Here is a 16,333-nt window from a genome sequence, read left to right as displayed (position 1 = left end):
ACGGCCGCTCGGGGGCATGAGTACGCTCATGGGCTGACCCAGTCGAACTCCCTTAGCCGAGGAAGCGTGCCGTGACCGAGCAGAACGCCGTGCCAGTGGACCCCGCCGACGACCTTCCCGAGCAGATGAAGGTCCGCCGGGAGAAGCGGGACCGGATGCTCGCCGAGGGCATCGACCCGTACCCCGTCGGTTACCCCCGGACCAGCACCCTGGCCGAGGTGCGCGAGCGGTACGCCGAGCTGCCCACCGACACCGCGACCGGGGACCGGATCTCGGTCACCGGCCGGGTGATCTTCGTTCGGAACACCGGCAAGCTCTGTTTCGCCACCCTGCGCGACGGCGACGGCACCGAGTTGCAGGCGATGCTCTCCCTGGACCGGGTCGGCGCGGAGCGGCTGGACGCCTGGAAGCGCCTGGTCGACCTGGGTGACCACGTGGGTGTCACCGGCGAGGTGATCACCAGCCGGCGCGGTGAGCTGTCGGTGCTGGCCGACGAGTGGGCGGTCACCGCCAAGGCGCTGCGCCCGTTGCCGGTGGCGCACAAGCCGCTGAGCGAGGAGGCCCGGGTCCGGCAGCGTTACGTGGACCTGGTGGTCCGTCCGCAGGCCCGGCAGATGGTCCGGACCCGGGCCGCGGCGGTACGCAGCCTGCGTGACTCGTTGCACGGTCAGGGATTCATCGAGGTCGAGACGCCGATGCTCCAGTTGCTGCACGGCGGCGCGGCGGCCCGCCCATTCGTGACCCACAGCAATGCGCTCGGTACTGATCTGTATCTGCGAATCGCGCCGGAACTGTTTCTCAAGCGCGCCGTGGTCGGCGGGGTCGACCGGGTGTTCGAGATCAACCGCAACTTCCGCAATGAGGGAGTCGACTCGTCGCACTCGCCGGAGTTCGCGATGCTGGAGACCTACCAGGCGTACGGCGACTACGACACGATGGCGGCGTTGACCCGTAATCTCGTGCAGCAGGCGGCGGTGGCGGTCAGCGGCTCGACGACGGTGACCCACGCCGACGGTCGGGAGTTCGACCTGGGTGGCGAGTGGCGGTCGGTGACCCTGTTCGGGGCGCTTTCCGAGGCGCTCGGCGAGGAGGTCACGGTCCGCACCGAACGGACCCGCCTGGTGGAGTACGCCGACAAGGTGGGGCTCGCGGTCGACCCGAAGTGGGGGCCGGGCAAGCTGGCCGAGGAGTTGTTCGAGGAACTGGTGGTGCCGAGCCTCCAGGCGCCGACCTTCGTGCGGGACTACCCGGAGGAGACCAGCCCGTTGACCCGGGGTCACCGCACCGAGCCCGGCCTGGCCGAGAAGTGGGACCTCTACGTGCTCGGCTTCGAGCTGGGCACCGCGTACACGGAGCTGGTGGACCCGGTGGTGCAGCGGGAGCGGCTGGTGACGCAGGCGCAGCTCGGTGCCCGGGGCGACGACGAGGCCATGCGGCTGGACGAGGACTTTCTCCGGGCGATCGAGTACGGAATGCCGCCGGCCGGGGGTATGGGAATGGGAATCGACCGGCTGTTGATGGCGCTGACGGGGCTGGGAATTCGGGAAACCATCCTCTTCCCCTTGGTCCGCCCCGAGTAGCCTGCGGTGAGACCTTTGCCGGGTCGTTACGGCGTCCTATTGACGCGGCAAGCGTCGGGGGGGTTATCGTGCTCCTATTGCAGGAGCACCCTGCTCGAAAGGAATGTGGGACGTGGCCAAGCAGATCATTCACAAGCTGGTCGATGACCTGGACGGCGGGGACGCGGACGAGACCGTCAAGTTCGCCCTCGACGGCGTTCAGTACGAGATCGACCTGTCGAACTCCAACGCCGACAAATTGCGGGACGTTTTCGCGCCGTACGTGGCTGCCGGCACCCGGGTCGGCCGGGGCGGCGTGGTCGTGGGTGGCCGGGCCGCCCGGGGCCGGGGCGGCGCGACCGCCGACCGCGAGCAGAACAAGGCGATCCGGTCGTGGGCCAAGAAGAACGGCAAGGACATCTCCGACCGGGGTCGTATCCCGCAGGAGATCGTCGACGAGTACCACGCGACCCGCTGAGCTGTCAGTGGCGAACCGACGCCGGGCCGGAGCACCCCTCCGGGCCGGCGTCGCCGTCTCGGAGCACCCCTCCGGGCCGGCGTCGCCGTCTCGGGGCACCCCCGGCCGGCGTCGCCGTCTCGGGGCAGCAGCCCGGCGGCCGTCGGGCCCGGCCGACGTCACCCGCCGTCGGGGGCCGGTGGGTGGGGCTGCGGGCGGTGTGGGGGCGGGAAGTTCTCCGGGTCCGCAGGCGTTGTCCACAGGCGGTGGAGACTTCGTCCACAGCCTGTGGACAACCCACGGGACCCCCCGGAGGGCGTTGCGCACCCCGGGTGAATTTCGCTCTGCGCGTACAGGCTGGGGTGCCGGAACACCTCCTGAGCGCGGATGGTTGGTCAAAACGACGTCGGAACGGCTCGGTACGAGGAGACACGACCTCAGCGGAGTCGGTCAGCGGCGATAGAGTAAGGAGGTGCGGACGCCCGTCCCGGACGTCCGCGCACCGGCCCCGCCAAGATCTCGCAGTCGAGGCGCACGGCACGTGAGGAGCACGAGGGCATGTTCGAGCGGTTCACCGACCGAGCGCGACGGGTTGTCGTCCTGGCCCAAGAAGAGGCCCGGATGCTCAACCACAACTACATCGGTACGGAGCACATCCTGCTGGGCCTGATCCACGAGGGTGAGGGCGTCGCCGCCAAGGCCCTGGAGAGCCTCGGCATCTCCCTGGAGGGCGTCCGTCAGCAGGTCGAGGAGATCATCGGCCAGGGCCAGCAGGCGCCGAGCGGGCACATCCCGTTCACGCCCCGGGCCAAAAAGGTGCTGGAGCTGTCCCTGCGCGAGGCGCTGCAGCTCGGCCACAACTACATCGGCACGGAGCACATCCTGCTCGGGCTGATCCGCGAGGGTGAGGGCGTCGCCGCCCAGGTGCTGGTGAAGCTGGGCGCCGACCTCAACCGGGTCCGCCAGCAGGTGATCCAGCTCCTCTCCGGCTACCAGGGCAAGGAGCCGGCCGCCGCCGGCACCGCGCCGGGCGAGGCCGCCCCGTCGACCAGCCTCGTGCTGGACCAGTTCGGTCGTAACCTGACTCAGGCTGCCCGTGAGGGCAAGCTCGACCCGGTGATCGGGCGCGAGAAGGAGATCGAGCGGGTCATGCAGGTGCTGTCCCGCCGCACCAAGAACAACCCGGTCCTGATCGGTGAGCCCGGCGTCGGCAAGACCGCCGTGGTGGAGGGCCTGTCCCAGAAGATCATCAAGGGCGAGGTGCCCGAGACGCTCAAGGACAAGCAGCTCTACACCCTCGACCTCGGTGCCCTGGTCGCCGGCTCCCGCTACCGGGGTGACTTCGAGGAGCGCCTCAAGAAGGTGCTCAAGGAGATCCGCACCCGGGGCGACATCATCCTGTTCATCGACGAGATCCACACCCTGGTCGGTGCGGGTGCCGCCGAGGGCGCGATCGACGCGGCGAGCATCCTCAAGCCGATGCTGGCCCGTGGTGAGCTCCAGACCATCGGCGCGACCACCCTCGACGAATACCGCAAGCACCTGGAGAAGGACGCCGCTCTGGAGCGTCGTTTCCAGCCGATCCAGGTGGGTGAGCCGTCGCTGGCCCACACCATCGAGATCCTCAAGGGCCTGCGGGACCGCTACGAGGCGCACCACCGCGTCTCGATCACGGACGCCGCCCTGGTGGCTGCCGCGACGCTGGCCGACAGGTACATCTCCGACCGGTTCCTGCCGGACAAGGCGATCGACCTGATCGACGAGGCCGGGGCCAGGATGCGCATCCGCCGGATGACCGCGCCGCCAGACCTGCGTGACTTCGACGAGCGGATCGCCCAGGTGCGCCGCGACAAGGAGTCCGCGATCGACGCGCAGGACTTCGAGCGGGCCGCCCAGCTGCGGGACAAGGAGAAGCAGCTCCTGGGGCAGAAGGCGCAGCGGGAGAAGGAATGGAAGGCCGGTGACCTGGACGTCGTCAGCGAGGTCGACGACGAGCAGATCGCCGAGGTCCTGGGCAACTGGACCGGTATCCCGGTCTACAAGCTGACCGAGGAGGAGACCTCCCGGCTGCTGCGGATGGAAGACGAGCTGCACAAGCGCGTCATCGGCCAGGAGGACGCGGTCAAGGCGGTGTCGAAGGCGATCCGGCGTACCCGGGCCGGCCTGAAGGACCCGAAGCGGCCGTCCGGCTCGTTCATCTTCGCCGGCCCGTCCGGTGTGGGTAAGACCGAGCTGTCCAAGGCGCTCGCCGAGTTCCTGTTCGGCAGCGAGGACGCGCTGATCCAGCTGGACATGTCCGAGTTCCACGACCGCTACACGGTCTCCCGCCTGGTCGGGGCCCCTCCCGGCTACGTCGGCTACGACGAGGGTGGCCAGCTGACCGAGAAGGTCCGTCGTCGGCCGTTCTCGGTGGTGCTCTTCGACGAGATCGAGAAGGCCCACCCGGACGTGTTCAACACCCTGCTGCAGATCCTGGAGGACGGCCGGCTCACCGACGGCCAGGGTCGGATCGTGGACTTCAAGAACACGGTCATCATCCTGACCACCAACCTGGGCACCCGGGACGTCGCCAAGGCGGTGTCGTTGGGCTTCCAGCAGTCGGAGGACTCCGAGTCCACCTACGACCGGATGAAGCAGAAGGTCAACGACGAGCTGAAGCAGCACTTCCGGCCCGAGTTCCTCAACCGGATCGACGACACCATCGTCTTCCACCAGCTGCGGCAGAACGAGATCCTCTCGATCGTGGACATCATGATCCAGCGGATCGAGGGCCAGCTCCGCAACAAGGACATGGGTCTGGAGCTGACCGACAACGCCAAGAAGTACCTGTCCAAGAAGGGCTTCGACCCGGTGCTGGGGGCCCGTCCGCTGCGTCGGACGATCCAGCGTGACATCGAGGACAACCTCTCCGAGCGGATCCTGTTCAACGAGCTGACCCCCGGTCAGATCGTGGTGGTGGACTGCGAGGGGGACCCGGAGGACATCGAGAAGTCGAAGTTGGTCTTCCACGGCTCGGACCGCCCGGACGAGGTGCCGGACGCCGTCCCGGCCGACCTGGGTGGCACCGCCACCGCCGGTGAGTAGGACCTGACGGGTCGGTAGGACAGAGCACGAGGGCGACGGCCCGGTGGCGCGAGCCACCGGGCCGTCGCCCTTTCTGCCTGCCGTCGGCCAGCGCAGCCCTCGGCGGGGGCGGGTCAGCCGGGAATCGGTTGGGTGGCGGGACCATCCCCGATGAGCCGGAAATGCTCCTCGCCGACCGGCTCCACCATGCCGTCCTTGACCAGCGCGGCGAGTGCCCGGGCCCGTTGCACGTCGTCGTGCCACACCTGGTCGAGCCGCTGGTGCGGCACCGGGCCGGTGGCGTCCCGGAGCACCCCGAGCAGCAGCCCGCGCACCTGACGGTCGGTGCCCGCGTACCGCTGGGTCTTGCGGGTCGGCCCGGTGGGCGCCGCCTGGCCGGAGGCCCGCCAGGCGCAGACCGCCTCGACCGGGCAGGCCGGACAACGCGGTGAACGGGCGGTGCAGACGATCGCACCGAGTTCCATGAAGGCTGCGCTGGCCAGGGCCGCGGCGGCCGGTTCGACCGGCAGCAGCTCCGCGCAGGCGACCAGGTCGGCCGGGGTGGTGGCCGGGCCGGCATCCGGTGCACCGGCGACGGCCCGGGAGACGACCCGCCGGACGTTCGTGTCGACCACCGGGTGCCGCTGACCGTAGGCGAACGCGGCGACCGCCCGCGCGGTGTACGTCCCGATGCCGGGCAACGCCAGCAACTGGTCCAGTTGGTCGGGCACCCGCCCGCCGTGCCGCTCCACGATCGCCACCGCGCACTCGCGCAGCCGTACCGCCCGGCGGGGGTAGCCGAGCCGACCCCACATCCGGATCGCCTCGGCCGGGGTGTCGGCGGCGAGGGCGGCGGGATCGGGCCAGCGGGTGAGCCAGGCGTGCCAGGCGGGCAGGACGCGCACCACCGGCGTCTGTTGGAGCATGACCTCGCTGACCAGGATCGGCCAGGCCCCGATGCCGGGCGTCCGCCAGGGCAGGTCGCGGGCGTTCTGCTCGTACCACCGGCTGACCAGGGTGGTGAAGGTCGGTTCAGTCATCGCGCCGACGATGATGTCACGCGATGCCTTCCCGCTGATTGGGCGGGCCGGGCGGGGCGTCACCGGACCGCCGGGCGGATCGGGCAGAATGCCCGGATGAGCGAGCTCGCGATCACCGTCATCGGTCGGGACCGGCCCGGCATCGTGGCCGACGTGGCCGAGGTGCTCGCCCGGCTCGGCGCGAACCTCACCGACTCGACCATGACCCGGTTGCGCGGTCACTTCGCGATGACGTTGATCTGTGTCGGCCCGGCCGCCGCCGAGGTCGAGGCCGCCCTGACGCCGCTGGCCGCCGACGGCCAACTCCTGGCCACCGTACGCGCGGTCACCCCGGACGGTACGACGGCTCCGGCGGGTGAGCCGTACGTGCTGGCGGTGCACGGCGCGGACCGGATGGGCATCGTGGCGGCGATGACCCGGGTGGTCGCCGAGAGCGGCGGCAACGTGACGGATCTTTCCACCCGGTTGGCCGGTCCGCTCTACGTGGTGGTGGCCGAGGTGGACCTGCCGCCGGGCAGCGCCGACGACCTGGCCGTCCGACTCGCCGGGGTCGCCGCCGACCTGGGTGTCGGGTTCTCCCTGCGCCCCGCCGACCCGGACCTCCTGTGAGCGCGAGGAGTGAGCCGGGGTTGCGAGCCCCGCAGTCGCGAGCGCGGGTGGGTGTTGTGAGCGCGAGGAGTGAGCGGGTTGTGCGAGCCCCGCAGTCGCGAGCGCGGGTGGGTGTTGTGAGCGCGAGGAGTGAGCCGGGTTTGCGAGCCCCGCAGTCGCGAACCGAGGTGAACCCGTGAGCGAGGAACCGTACACCGGGCTCGGTGGCTGGACTCCGGCGGCGTTGGGGGTGCCGGGGGAGGTGCGTCGGGTGGTGTGTGCCCCCGAGCCGGTGCTGAGCCGGCCGGGACCGCAGGTCGACCCGACCACCGAGGAGACCGTCCGGCTGGCGGCCGACCTGGTGGCCACGATGCGGGTGTCGCCTGGCTGTGTGGGGTTGGCGGCACCGCAGGTCGGGGTGGGTGCGCAGGTGTTCGCGGTGGATGTGACCGGTCACCCCAAGGCGGTGACGGTGCATGGCACGTTCGTGCTCTGCAACGCCCGGGTGGTGGAGGCGAGCCGTTGGAAGCCGGGCCGGGAGGGCTGCATGTCGGTGCCGGATCTGACCGGTGACGTGAAGCGGGCCAGCCGGTTGGTGGTCGAGGGGGCGTTGCCCGGCAGCGGCGCGTTGGTCCGGCTGGTCACCGACGGCTTCGAGGCCCGTGCCCTGCAACACGAGATCGACCACTGCGCCGGGCTGCTCTTCCTGGACCGGGTGGCCAGCGCGCACGCGGTGTATCAGCGCAAGGTCTACCTGTGACGCGGGTCGGGGCGGATTCCGGGTGACTGTCGTGAGTGGAGTGCGGTTTCCCCGCCGCCGGCCGATGCCCGGCGAGTCGTGGTCGGTCCTCGTGCGTCACGCCGCTACGGTGGGGGCATCATGCGTCTGACGGTCGGTCCCCTGCCCTCCGCCGTGTACTGGCGGCGTCGCGCCGTCGTACTCGGAGCGGGGCTTCTCTTCCTGGTTGTCCTGCTCTATTCGTGTACCCGATCGGGGGACACCGGCACCACACGGGGTGCCGGGGGCCCGACGTCGGCCCCGGCGGCGGGCGGGGCCTCCCCGACGGTCGCGTCGCCGGCCCCCGGGTCCGCGTCGCCGTCGGGTGCGGCCGGTGCGCCGGACTCGTCGGCCGCGTCGAGCGCCGAGCCGGGCACGAACAGCGCGCCGTCGGCCGCTGCGCCTGCGCCGACGAATCCGGCCCGGGCGGACGACGGGACCTGCACCAACAGCGAGGTCCAGGTGACCCCGGTGGCGCTCCCGGCCGAGGTGCGCCAGGGTGCCCCGGTCGACCTGACCCTCAAGATCAAAAATACGTCCCAGCGGACCTGTAGCCGGGACGTCGGTGCGGACGTGCAGGAGTTGTTCATCAAGTCCGGCGCGGAGAAGGTCTGGTCCTCGGACACCTGCGGCACCGGCAAGGGCTCCGACGTGCAGTCCTTCACCCCCGGCTTCGAACGGACCTACCAGCTCACCTGGAACGGCATGGACGCCAGCCGCTGTAGCCAGGGGGTGGCCTCGGGCCCCAACCCGCCGGCCGGCACCTACCAGGTCTTCGCCCGGGTGGGCACCAAGTTGAGCGAGCCGGTCAAGCTGGTCGTCACCGGCTGATCCCGGAGGTGCCGACCGGCACCGACGAGCCGGTCAGCCCGGGTGGCCCACCCCGGTCAGACGTAGCGTTCCAGGATGGACGCCTCGGCCAACCGGGACAGCCCCTCCCGTACGCCCCGGGCCCGCGCGTCGCCGACCCCCTCGACGGCCTGGAGATCCTCCACGGTGGCCCCGAGCAGCCGTTGGAGGCTGCCGAAGTGCAGCACCAGCCGGTCGACGATGGCCACCGGCAGCCGGGGCACCTTGGCCAGCAACCGGAACCCGCGGGGGCTGACCGCCGCGTCGAGCGCGTCGGAGGCGGCCGGGTAACCGATCGCCTTGGCGACCGCGACCAGGTCGATCAGCTCGGTCGCGCCGAGCAGGTCCAACTCGACGAGAGCCTCGTCGAGGGTGCGCGACTTGCGGCCGGTGGGCAGGTAGTCGCGAATGACCAGGGTACGGTCGGCGTCGACACCGGCCATCAGTTCGTCGAGTTGCAGGGCGAGCAGGCGGCCGTCGGTGCCCAGCTCGACCACGTAACCGGCGATCTCGTCGGCGATCCGGCGGACCATCTCCAGCCGCTGCACGACGGCGACGGCGTCCCGGACGGTGACCAGGTCCTCGATCTCCAGCGCGGACAGGGTGCCGGAGACCTCGTCGAGGCGGAGCTTGTAGCGCTCCAGGGTGGCCAGGGCCTGGTTGGCCCGGGAGAGGATCGCCGCCGAGTCGTCCAGGACGTGCCGTTGCCCGTTGACGTAGAGGCTGATGATCCGCATCGACTGGCTGACCGAGATGACCGGGTAGCCGGTCTGCCGGGCCACCCGCTCCGCGGTGCGGTGCCGGGTGCCGGACTCCTCGGTGGGGATGGACGGGTCGGGCATCAGGTGCACCCCGGCCTGCACGATCCGGGTGCCGTCGCTGGACAGCACCACCGCGCCGTCCATCTTGCACAGCTCGCGGACCCGGGTCGCGGAGAACTCGACGTCCATCGGGAAGCCACCGGTGCAGATCCCGTCGACGACCTTGTCGTAGCCGAGGACGATCAGTGCGCCCGTACGACCGCGCAGGATGCGTTCGAGCCCGTCGCGCAGGGCGGTACCGGGCGCCATCAGGGCGAGGTTGGCCCGCAGCGGATCACCGGCACTGCCGGTGGCCCCGGCCACGCTCACGCTGATCGGACGGGTGGGTGAGCCCACGGCGGCGGCGCGGGTGTGGGGCGTCGCGCCGGCAGGCTTGGCGGCGTCGCGGTCGGTCGGCACGCGCACAGTCTACGGACTGCCCTGCGGTGGGTGCTCTCGTGGTTACTGTGATGTGCCACGGCGTCGGATTTTCCCACCCGCCTGACCTGGCGGGCGTTGTCCGGTATGGCCTGACCGGTCCCCGGCGCTTCGCCACCGTCCGTCACTCAGCGGATGCGCGGGCGACCGCCCGGAGCGCCGACCGGACATCCGTGACCTCGATCACCCGCATGGTGTCCGGGCCGGCGCCGGTGCTCTCGGGGCCGCATCCGGTGGGGACGAGGGCCGTCCGGAAGCCCAGCCGGGCCGCCTCGGCGAGTCGCCGGGGGACCGCGCCGACCCGGCGCACCTCACCGGTCAGCCCGACCTCGCCGATCGCCACCAGGTGGGGCGCGATGGACAGGTTGAGCCCGCCGGAGGCGACCGCCAGCGCGACCGCGAGATCGGCGGCCGGCTCGACCACCCGGATCCCGCCGACGATGGCCGCGAAGACCTCCCGGTCGTGCAGGGTCAGCCGCTCGGTGCGGCGTTGCAGCACCGCCAGCACCATCGCCAACCGGGCCCCGTCGAGCCCCGAGACCGTACGCCGGGGCGAGCCGGCCACCGTAGCGCCGATCAGTGCCTGCACCTCGGTCAGCAGCGCCCGCCGCCCCTCCATCGCCACCGTGACGCAGGTGCCCGGGACGGGCTCGGAATAGCGGGTGAGGAAAAGCCCGGACGGGTCGGCCAGGCTGCTGATGCCCCCCTCGTGCATCTCGAAGCAGCCGACCTCGTCGGCCGCGCCGAACCGGTTCTTGACGCCCCGGACCATCCGCAGCGAGGAATGCTTGTCGCCCTCGAAGTGCAGCACCACGTCGACCAGGTGCTCCAGCACCCGGGGCCCGGCGACCTGGCCGTCCTTGGTGACGTGGCCGACCAGCACGGTGGCGATGCCGCGTTCCTTGGCGACCGCGACGAGGGCGGCGGTGACGGCCCGCACCTGGGTCACCCCGCCCTGCACCCCTTCGCTGCCGGTGGTGGAGATGGTCTGCACCGAGTCGAGGACCAGCAGGCCCGGCTTGACCGCGTCGAGGTGGCCCAGCACGGCGCTCAGGTCGCTCTCGGCGGCCAGCCAGAGCTGCTCGTGCAGGGCCCCCATCCGCTCGGCGCGCAGCCGGACCTGACTGACCGACTCCTCGCCGCTGACCACCAGCGACGGGCTGCCGGCGGTGGCCGCCCACTGCTGCGCCACGTCGAGCAGCAGGGTGGACTTGCCCACCCCGGGCTCCCCGGCGAGCAGGACCACCGCGCCGGGGACCAGGCCGCCGCCGAGGACCCGGTCGAGTTCGCTGACCCCGGTGGGTCGGGCCCGTGCCGGGGCGGCACTGATCGTGGCGATCGGTCGGGCCGGCTCGGCCGGCATCCGGGAGCTGACCACCCGACCGGAGACGACCGGGCCGGTGACCGTGCACTCGACCACCGAACCCCACTCGCCACACTCCGGGCAGCGACCCACCCACTTGGGTGGCTGGTGGCCGCAGGCGTCGCACGCGTAGGCGGGGCGGGGCTCACGGGTGGCCCGGCTCCGGGACGCGCCGGACGCGCCACGGGCGGGAGTCGATCGGGGGGTGGTCACCCCAGGACGCTAACCCTCACCGGTGACGAAAACACCGCCGGCGTGGTCGTCGCCACGCCGGCGGTGCCGGTGTCTCGCTCGCGGGGTCAGCCGCCGTGGCCGGAGCTGCCCTCCTGGCCGCTCTCCTCGCCACCCTCGCGGTGCACGATCGGGGAGGCCGGGGGCGCCGGGCTCAGCGGCACCCCGACCGGGACCGGGGTGCTGACGGTACGACCGCCGCCGAAGTCGAAGGTCAGGTTGACCTGCTGGCCGGTGCGCAGCGCCTCGTTGATCCCGATGAGCTGGAGGTGCTGGCCGTTCTGCACGTTGAGCTGCACGTAGCTCAGCGCCGGGATCTCGATCCGGGCCGGCTGACCGGCGGGCGCGGACGGGGAGGCACCCTCGGACGGGGAGGCACCCTCGGACGGGGAGGCACCCTCGGACGGGGAGGCACCCTCGGACGGGGAGGCACCCTCGGACGGGGAGGCGTTGCCGTCCGGGGAGGTGGTCTCCGCCGGGGAGGCGCTGCCCGACGGCGAGGCGCTCTCGGCCGGGGAGGCGGAACCGGAGGGGCTGGCCGAGCCGGTGGCCCCGGTGAGCACGATCTGCCGGGCGCTGTCGGTGGTGACGGTGACGGTGACCGGGTCCCGGGTGTCGTTGTAGATCACCGCGTTGAGCGCGGCGTTCGCACCGGCGGCGAGGCCGCTGTCACCCGGGTACGCGACGTAGAGGCCGCGCACCTTGTAGGCGTTGTCCGACGTCTGGACGTTCACACCCTGGACCGACGGCTGCTTGTTGGCGGTCTCGGACACCTGGCCCGCCCCGCAGCCCGTGGCCAGCAGGGCGGTCGCCCCCGCCAGGCCGACCAGCAGCAGGGTGGCCCGCCGGGAACCCCTGATCGAGCGCGTCACGTCGGTCCTCCTCGTCACGATCCCCACCCGGTGCATGCCCCGGGCGCGGGGTGGTCATACCCGCGCAGACCGCGCTCCAGGGTAGTTGGGGCTGATCGAGGACCGCACACGGACCCGGTGCCGCCACCCGGGCGGGTGCCGCTCAGATCACCCGACCGCTCGCCACCAGCAGCACCACATCGATCAGGGCCACCACCAGCACCGCCCGGAAGGCGGCCACCGAGCGGCCGTCGCGGCGGGTGGCGGCGCGGCCCGCGTACCAGCCGACGGCCGGCACCGCGACGGCCGCCGCGACGGCCGACCAGCCGACCCACGACGGTGGCCCGGGTGGCCCGAGGACCAGGGCGACGGTGGCGGCGAACAGCAGCCCGGCGGCGGCCAGCCGGCTCCCGGTGGCGCCGAGCAGGTGCGGTAACCCGCGCACCCCGGTACGGGCGTCGTCGGCCAGGTCGGGCAGCACGTTGGCGAAGTGCGCGCCGGCACCCAGGCAGGCCCCCGCGACGACCAGCCAGGCCGGTGGCGCGGGGGCACCCGGCAGGGCGAGGACCACGAAGGCGGGCAGCGAGCCGAAGGAGACCGCGTACGGCAGCACCGAGACCGGGGTGGACTTCAGCGGCCAGTCGTAGAGCAGCGCCGACACCAGGCCGAGGGTGAACCAGAACGCGGCGACCGGGTTGGTGGTCAGCGCCAGCAGCGGGGTGGCGAGCGCGGCCAGCACGGCGGCCACCACCACCGTCCGGCGACCCACCGTCCCGGCGGCGACCGGTTTGTCGGTACGCCCCACCGCGGCGTCCCGCCCGGCGTCCACCGCGTCGTTGGTCCAGCCGACGGCGAGCTGGCTGGCCAGCACGGTGAGCACCACGGCCACCGTCCCGGCCGGACGGTGGCCGACCCCGACGGCGAGCAGTCCGGCCACCGTGGTCACCGCCAGGCCGGGTTCCGGATGACTCGCCCTGACCAGCCCTAACACCGTCCGCGACATAAGGGAAGTCTGGTCGTTACCGGCCGGTCGTGCCACGCTCGATGCCATGCGTGACGGTCCGGTGTCCAACGGTGCCCGGGTGCTGCCCCCCAACGACCCCCGCCAGTACGACGACCTGGCCGGCGAGTGGTGGCGGCCCGACGGCGCCTTCGCGATGCTGCACTGGCTGGCCCGGGCCCGCGCCGCCCTGGTGCCACCGGCGTCCCGGCCCGACGCGGTCCTGGTCGACCTGGGCTGCGGTGCCGGGCTGATGGCCCCGCACCTGGTCGGCAAGGGCTACCGGCACGTCGGGGTGGACCTCACCCGGTCGGCCCTGGAGCAGGCGGCGGCGCACGGCGTCACCGCGCTCGCCGGTGACGTCACGGCGGTGCCGCTCACCGACGGGTGCGCCGACGTGGTCGCGGCCGGTGAGGTGCTGGAGCACGTGCCCGACTGGCGGGCGGCGGTCGCCGAGGCGTGCCGCCTGCTGCGCCCCGGTGGACTGCTCGTGCTGGACACCCTCAACGACACGCTGCTGGCCCGGCTGGTCGCGGTGGAGCTGGGTGAACGCCTGCCCACCGTGCCCCGGGGCATCCACGACCCACGGTTGTTCGTGGACGACCGGGCGCTGGTCGTCGAGTGCGCCAGACACGGCGTCGCCCTGCGGGTACGGGGGGTCCGGCCGGGGCTGCGGGCGACGCTGGGCTGGCTGGTGCGGCGTACCCGTGGGGGTGCCGCCCGCGACGTCTCCCACGACGGGCCCGCGATCCGTCCGACCTGGTCGACGGCGGTGCTCTACCAGGGCCGGGGGGTCCGGCACGGCTAGCCGCCCCGGTTCGGGGTACCAGGAACACCCAGGAAGGGGACCGTATGACTGTGGACGCTCTGGCGGCGGCCCGCCGGTTGGCGCCGAGGTTCGCCGCGCGGGCGGCCGGGCACGACCGGGAGGGCACGTTCCCGGCCGACGACTTCGCCGACCTGCGGGAGTCCGGGCTGTTCGGGCTGATGGTCCCGGCCGGGCTGGGTGGCGCGGACGCCTCCTTCGCCGGGTACGCGGCGGTCGCCACCGAGCTGGCCCGGGGCAACGGCGCGACCGCGCTGGTGTTCAACATGCACGCCTCGGTCACCGGCGCGCTCGGCGCGGTCACCGAGGAGCTGGCCGAGGCGCTGGGTGTCCCGGACGAGGCGTTGGTCGCCCGGGACCGGCTGCTGCGCGCGGCGGCCGAGGGCGCCTGGTACGCGGTGGCGATGAGCGAGCGCGGCGCGGGGGCCCGGTTGTCCCGGCTCAGCACGGTCTACGAACCGGTCGACGGCGGCTGGCGGATCAAGGGGAGCAAGACGTTCTGCTCCGGGGCGGGGCACGCCGACGGTTACCTGGTGGCCGCCCGCAGCGCCGCCGACCCGTCGGTGGTCTCCCAGTTCCTGGTGCCCGCCGGGGACGGGGTGACCGTAGAGCCGACCTGGGACGCGCTGGGGATGCGGGCCACCTCGTCGCACGACCTGCACCTGGACGTGACGGTGCCGGCGGACCGGTTGCTCGGTGGGGTGGAGGGGCTGGCCCTGGTCGTCGCCCAGCTCATGCCGCACTGGCTGGTGGCCAGCTACGCCGCCGTCTACGTGGGGGTGGCCCGGGCGGCGGTGGACGCCGCCGCCGAGCACCTCACCGCGCGGGACCTCGGTGGCCTGCCTGCGGTGCGGGCCCGGCTCGGCCGGGCCGACGCGGCGGTGGCGGCGGCGCAGCTGGTGGTGGCCGAGGCGGCCCGCCGGGTCGACGACGCCCCCGGCGACGCCGAGACGAACCGGTGGGTGTGGCGGGCCAAGCTGCTCGCCGGCACCACGGCGGCGGAGGTGGCGGCGTCCATGCTGGAGGCGGCCGGCACCTCGGCCACCCGGCGGGGGCACCCGCTGGAACGGCTCTACCGGGACGCCCGCTGCGGCTCGCTGCATCCGGCCACCTCGGACGTGTGCGCCGACTGGCTCGGGGTGGCGGTGCTCGGGGGTGACCCGGACCGCGACGGAACGGCCCCTCGTTGGTGAGGGTGACGGAGGTCGGCGTGGCCGCCGGACGGGCAGTGTGGACGAGAGGTGGGGACAGATGGCCGTGCCGTTGATCGCGGGGCTGGGGGCGGCACATCCGCCCGGCGCCCGGCAGGACGAACTCTGGGCTGGCTACTTCGCGGAGCACTTCTCGGGTCCCACCCGGGCCCTGGCCGAGCGGATCTTCGCCAACTCGGGGGTGTCGCACCGGCAGGCGGCGGTCAACCCGTTGCTGGAGGACGTCTCCGACTGGCCGACCGACCGGCGGATGCGGCGCTACCAGGTGGAGGCGCTGCCGTTGGGCAAGGAGGCGATCGGCCGGGCGCTGACCGCCGCCGGCCTCGCGGCGGGCGACCTCGGACTGTTCGTGGTCTGCTCCTGCACCGGTTACGCCACCCCCGGGCTGGACATCCTCCTCGCCCGTGACCTCGGCATGGCTGCGGAGACCCAGCGGATGTTCGTCGGGCACATGGGCTGTTACGCGGCCCTGCCCGGGTTGGGTGCGGCGGGCGACTTCGTCACCGCGCGGGGCCGGCCGGCGCTGCTGCTCTGTGCCGAGCTGACCAGTCTGCACATCCAGCCGGCGTCGGCCCGGATGGACACCCAGCAGATCGTCTCGCACGCCCTGTTCTCCGACGCCGCGGTGGCCACCGTGCTGGTCCCGGGGACCGAAACCACCGACCGGGGGTACGCGCTGCGCGAGGTCGCGTCGGTCACCGACACCTCAACGGCCGACCACATGACCTGGGACGTCACCGACACGGGTTTCCGGATGGGCCTGTCGCCGAAGGTGCCGCAGGTGCTCTCGGCGCACGTCCGGGGGCTGGTGGACGGTCTGCTGACCCGGCACGGCACGACGATCGCCGAGGTGGACGGCTGGGCGGTGCACCCGGGAGGGCCGCGCATCCTCAACGTGGTGGAGCGGGAACTGGCCCTGCCCGCCGACGCGCTGGCGGCCTCCCGGGCGGTCCTCGACGAGCACGGCAACTGCTCGTCGCCGACGGTGCTGCTGATCCTGGACCGGCTGTTGCGGGCGGTGGTGCCGCCCCGGTGGGTCGTGCTGCTCGCCTTCGGCCCGGGACTGACCCTCTACGCCGCCCTACTCGAACGCCGACCCTGACCTGACCGCCGGCCCTGTGCCGGGCCCCGGTCCGGAACCCCGGCCCCGGGGTGGTCGGTGCCGCCCGGCGAGCCCAGCGGGTCCGGCACCCCGGGCCGGCGGACGGCTGGCCCGGGGCACCGGCGTGTGGGCAGATGACCTGGTCGGGGAGGGTGCGGTCGGCGCTGCGCCGAGCGT

Annotated in this window: 14 protein-coding genes; 9 read left to right on the top strand and 5 right to left on the bottom strand. The window is 72.7% G+C overall.

What is annotated here, in order from left to right; all coding sequences use genetic code 11:
• The first annotated feature begins 71 nt into the window (after nucleotides 1–71).
• The 3 genes from lysS (at nucleotide 72) to AB0C22_RS20670 (ending at nucleotide 5,100) form a co-directional block, all read left to right on the top strand.
• Entirely contained in the window at nucleotides 72–1,580 is a 1,509-nt protein-coding gene (lysS, locus tag AB0C22_RS20680; RefSeq protein WP_219465062.1) for a lysine--tRNA ligase, read from the top strand.
• A gap of 112 nt (nucleotides 1,581–1,692) precedes the next feature.
• On the top strand, nucleotides 1,693–2,037 hold the full coding sequence (locus AB0C22_RS20675) for an Lsr2 family protein (RefSeq protein WP_168222573.1): 345 nt from the start codon (nucleotides 1,693–1,695) through the stop codon (nucleotides 2,035–2,037).
• A 537-nt stretch (nucleotides 2,038–2,574) separates the two neighbouring features.
• Nucleotides 2,575–5,100, top strand: coding sequence for an ATP-dependent Clp protease ATP-binding subunit (locus tag AB0C22_RS20670; protein ID WP_219465060.1), 2,526 nt, complete (start codon nucleotides 2,575–2,577; stop codon nucleotides 5,098–5,100).
• 113 nt (nucleotides 5,101–5,213) lie between these two features.
• Here AB0C22_RS20670 and AB0C22_RS20665 read toward each other — a convergent pair whose 3' ends face one another.
• Complete coding sequence (locus AB0C22_RS20665; RefSeq protein WP_219465058.1) at nucleotides 5,214–6,119, bottom strand: A/G-specific adenine glycosylase; 906 nt, start codon at nucleotides 6,117–6,119, stop codon at nucleotides 5,214–5,216.
• A gap of 96 nt (nucleotides 6,120–6,215) precedes the next feature.
• On the opposite strand from AB0C22_RS20665, the gene AB0C22_RS20660 reads away from it, so the two are divergent.
• From AB0C22_RS20660 to AB0C22_RS20650, 3 genes are all read left to right on the top strand, one after another.
• Nucleotides 6,216–6,728, top strand: coding sequence for an ACT domain-containing protein (locus AB0C22_RS20660; protein ID WP_208567768.1), 513 nt, complete (start codon nucleotides 6,216–6,218; stop codon nucleotides 6,726–6,728).
• 175 nt (nucleotides 6,729–6,903) lie between these two features.
• The gene (locus tag AB0C22_RS20655; protein ID WP_219465056.1) at nucleotides 6,904–7,467 is read left to right on the top strand and encodes a peptide deformylase; all 564 of its coding nucleotides are present in this window, start codon (nucleotides 6,904–6,906) and stop codon (nucleotides 7,465–7,467) included.
• Nucleotides 7,468–7,587: 120 nt separating this feature from the next.
• A complete protein-coding gene (locus AB0C22_RS20650) occupies nucleotides 7,588–8,316 on the top strand; it encodes a hypothetical protein (protein WP_357536456.1) in 729 nt (242 codons plus the stop codon).
• 56 nt (nucleotides 8,317–8,372) lie between these two features.
• Here AB0C22_RS20650 and disA read toward each other — a convergent pair whose 3' ends face one another.
• The 4 genes from disA to AB0C22_RS20630 form a co-directional block, all read right to left on the bottom strand.
• Nucleotides 8,373–9,554, bottom strand: coding sequence for a DNA integrity scanning diadenylate cyclase DisA (gene disA, locus AB0C22_RS20645; protein WP_208567771.1), 1,182 nt, complete (start codon nucleotides 9,552–9,554; stop codon nucleotides 8,373–8,375).
• Between the two features lie 142 nt (nucleotides 9,555–9,696).
• Entirely contained in the window at nucleotides 9,697–11,148 is a 1,452-nt protein-coding gene (gene radA / locus AB0C22_RS20640) for a DNA repair protein RadA (RefSeq protein WP_357536455.1), read from the bottom strand.
• 86 nt (nucleotides 11,149–11,234) lie between these two features.
• The gene (locus AB0C22_RS20635) at nucleotides 11,235–12,038 is read right to left on the bottom strand and encodes a hypothetical protein (protein ID WP_219465053.1); all 804 of its coding nucleotides are present in this window, start codon (nucleotides 12,036–12,038) and stop codon (nucleotides 11,235–11,237) included.
• Between the two features lie 142 nt (nucleotides 12,039–12,180).
• The gene (locus tag AB0C22_RS20630) at nucleotides 12,181–13,020 is read right to left on the bottom strand and encodes a UbiA family prenyltransferase (RefSeq protein ID WP_357536453.1); all 840 of its coding nucleotides are present in this window, start codon (nucleotides 13,018–13,020) and stop codon (nucleotides 12,181–12,183) included.
• Nucleotides 13,021–13,066: 46 nt separating this feature from the next.
• On the opposite strand from AB0C22_RS20630, the gene AB0C22_RS20625 reads away from it, so the two are divergent.
• From AB0C22_RS20625 to AB0C22_RS20615, 3 genes are read left to right on the top strand one after another with little or no spacing between them, the layout of a single operon-like run.
• Nucleotides 13,067–13,825, top strand: coding sequence for a methyltransferase domain-containing protein (locus AB0C22_RS20625; RefSeq protein ID WP_208567775.1), 759 nt, complete (start codon nucleotides 13,067–13,069; stop codon nucleotides 13,823–13,825).
• 44 nt (nucleotides 13,826–13,869) lie between these two features.
• Nucleotides 13,870–15,036 carry an acyl-CoA dehydrogenase family protein gene (locus tag AB0C22_RS20620; RefSeq protein ID WP_357536451.1) on the top strand — a complete coding sequence of 389 codons (1,167 nt, stop codon included), beginning with the start codon at nucleotides 13,870–13,872 and terminating at the stop codon, nucleotides 15,034–15,036.
• 58 nt (nucleotides 15,037–15,094) lie between these two features.
• A complete protein-coding gene (locus tag AB0C22_RS20615; RefSeq protein ID WP_357536449.1) occupies nucleotides 15,095–16,156 on the top strand; it encodes a 3-oxoacyl-[acyl-carrier-protein] synthase III C-terminal domain-containing protein in 1,062 nt (353 codons plus the stop codon).
• The last annotated feature ends 177 nt before the right edge of the window (nucleotides 16,157–16,333 follow it).

The sequence above is a fragment of the Micromonospora sp. NPDC048894 genome, assembly GCF_040649765.1.
Lineage (GTDB): Bacteria > Actinomycetota > Actinomycetes > Mycobacteriales > Micromonosporaceae > Micromonospora > Micromonospora antibiotica.
The sequence above is the reverse complement of the archived record's forward strand: the minus strand, read 5'-3'. Positions and strand labels throughout refer to the sequence as shown.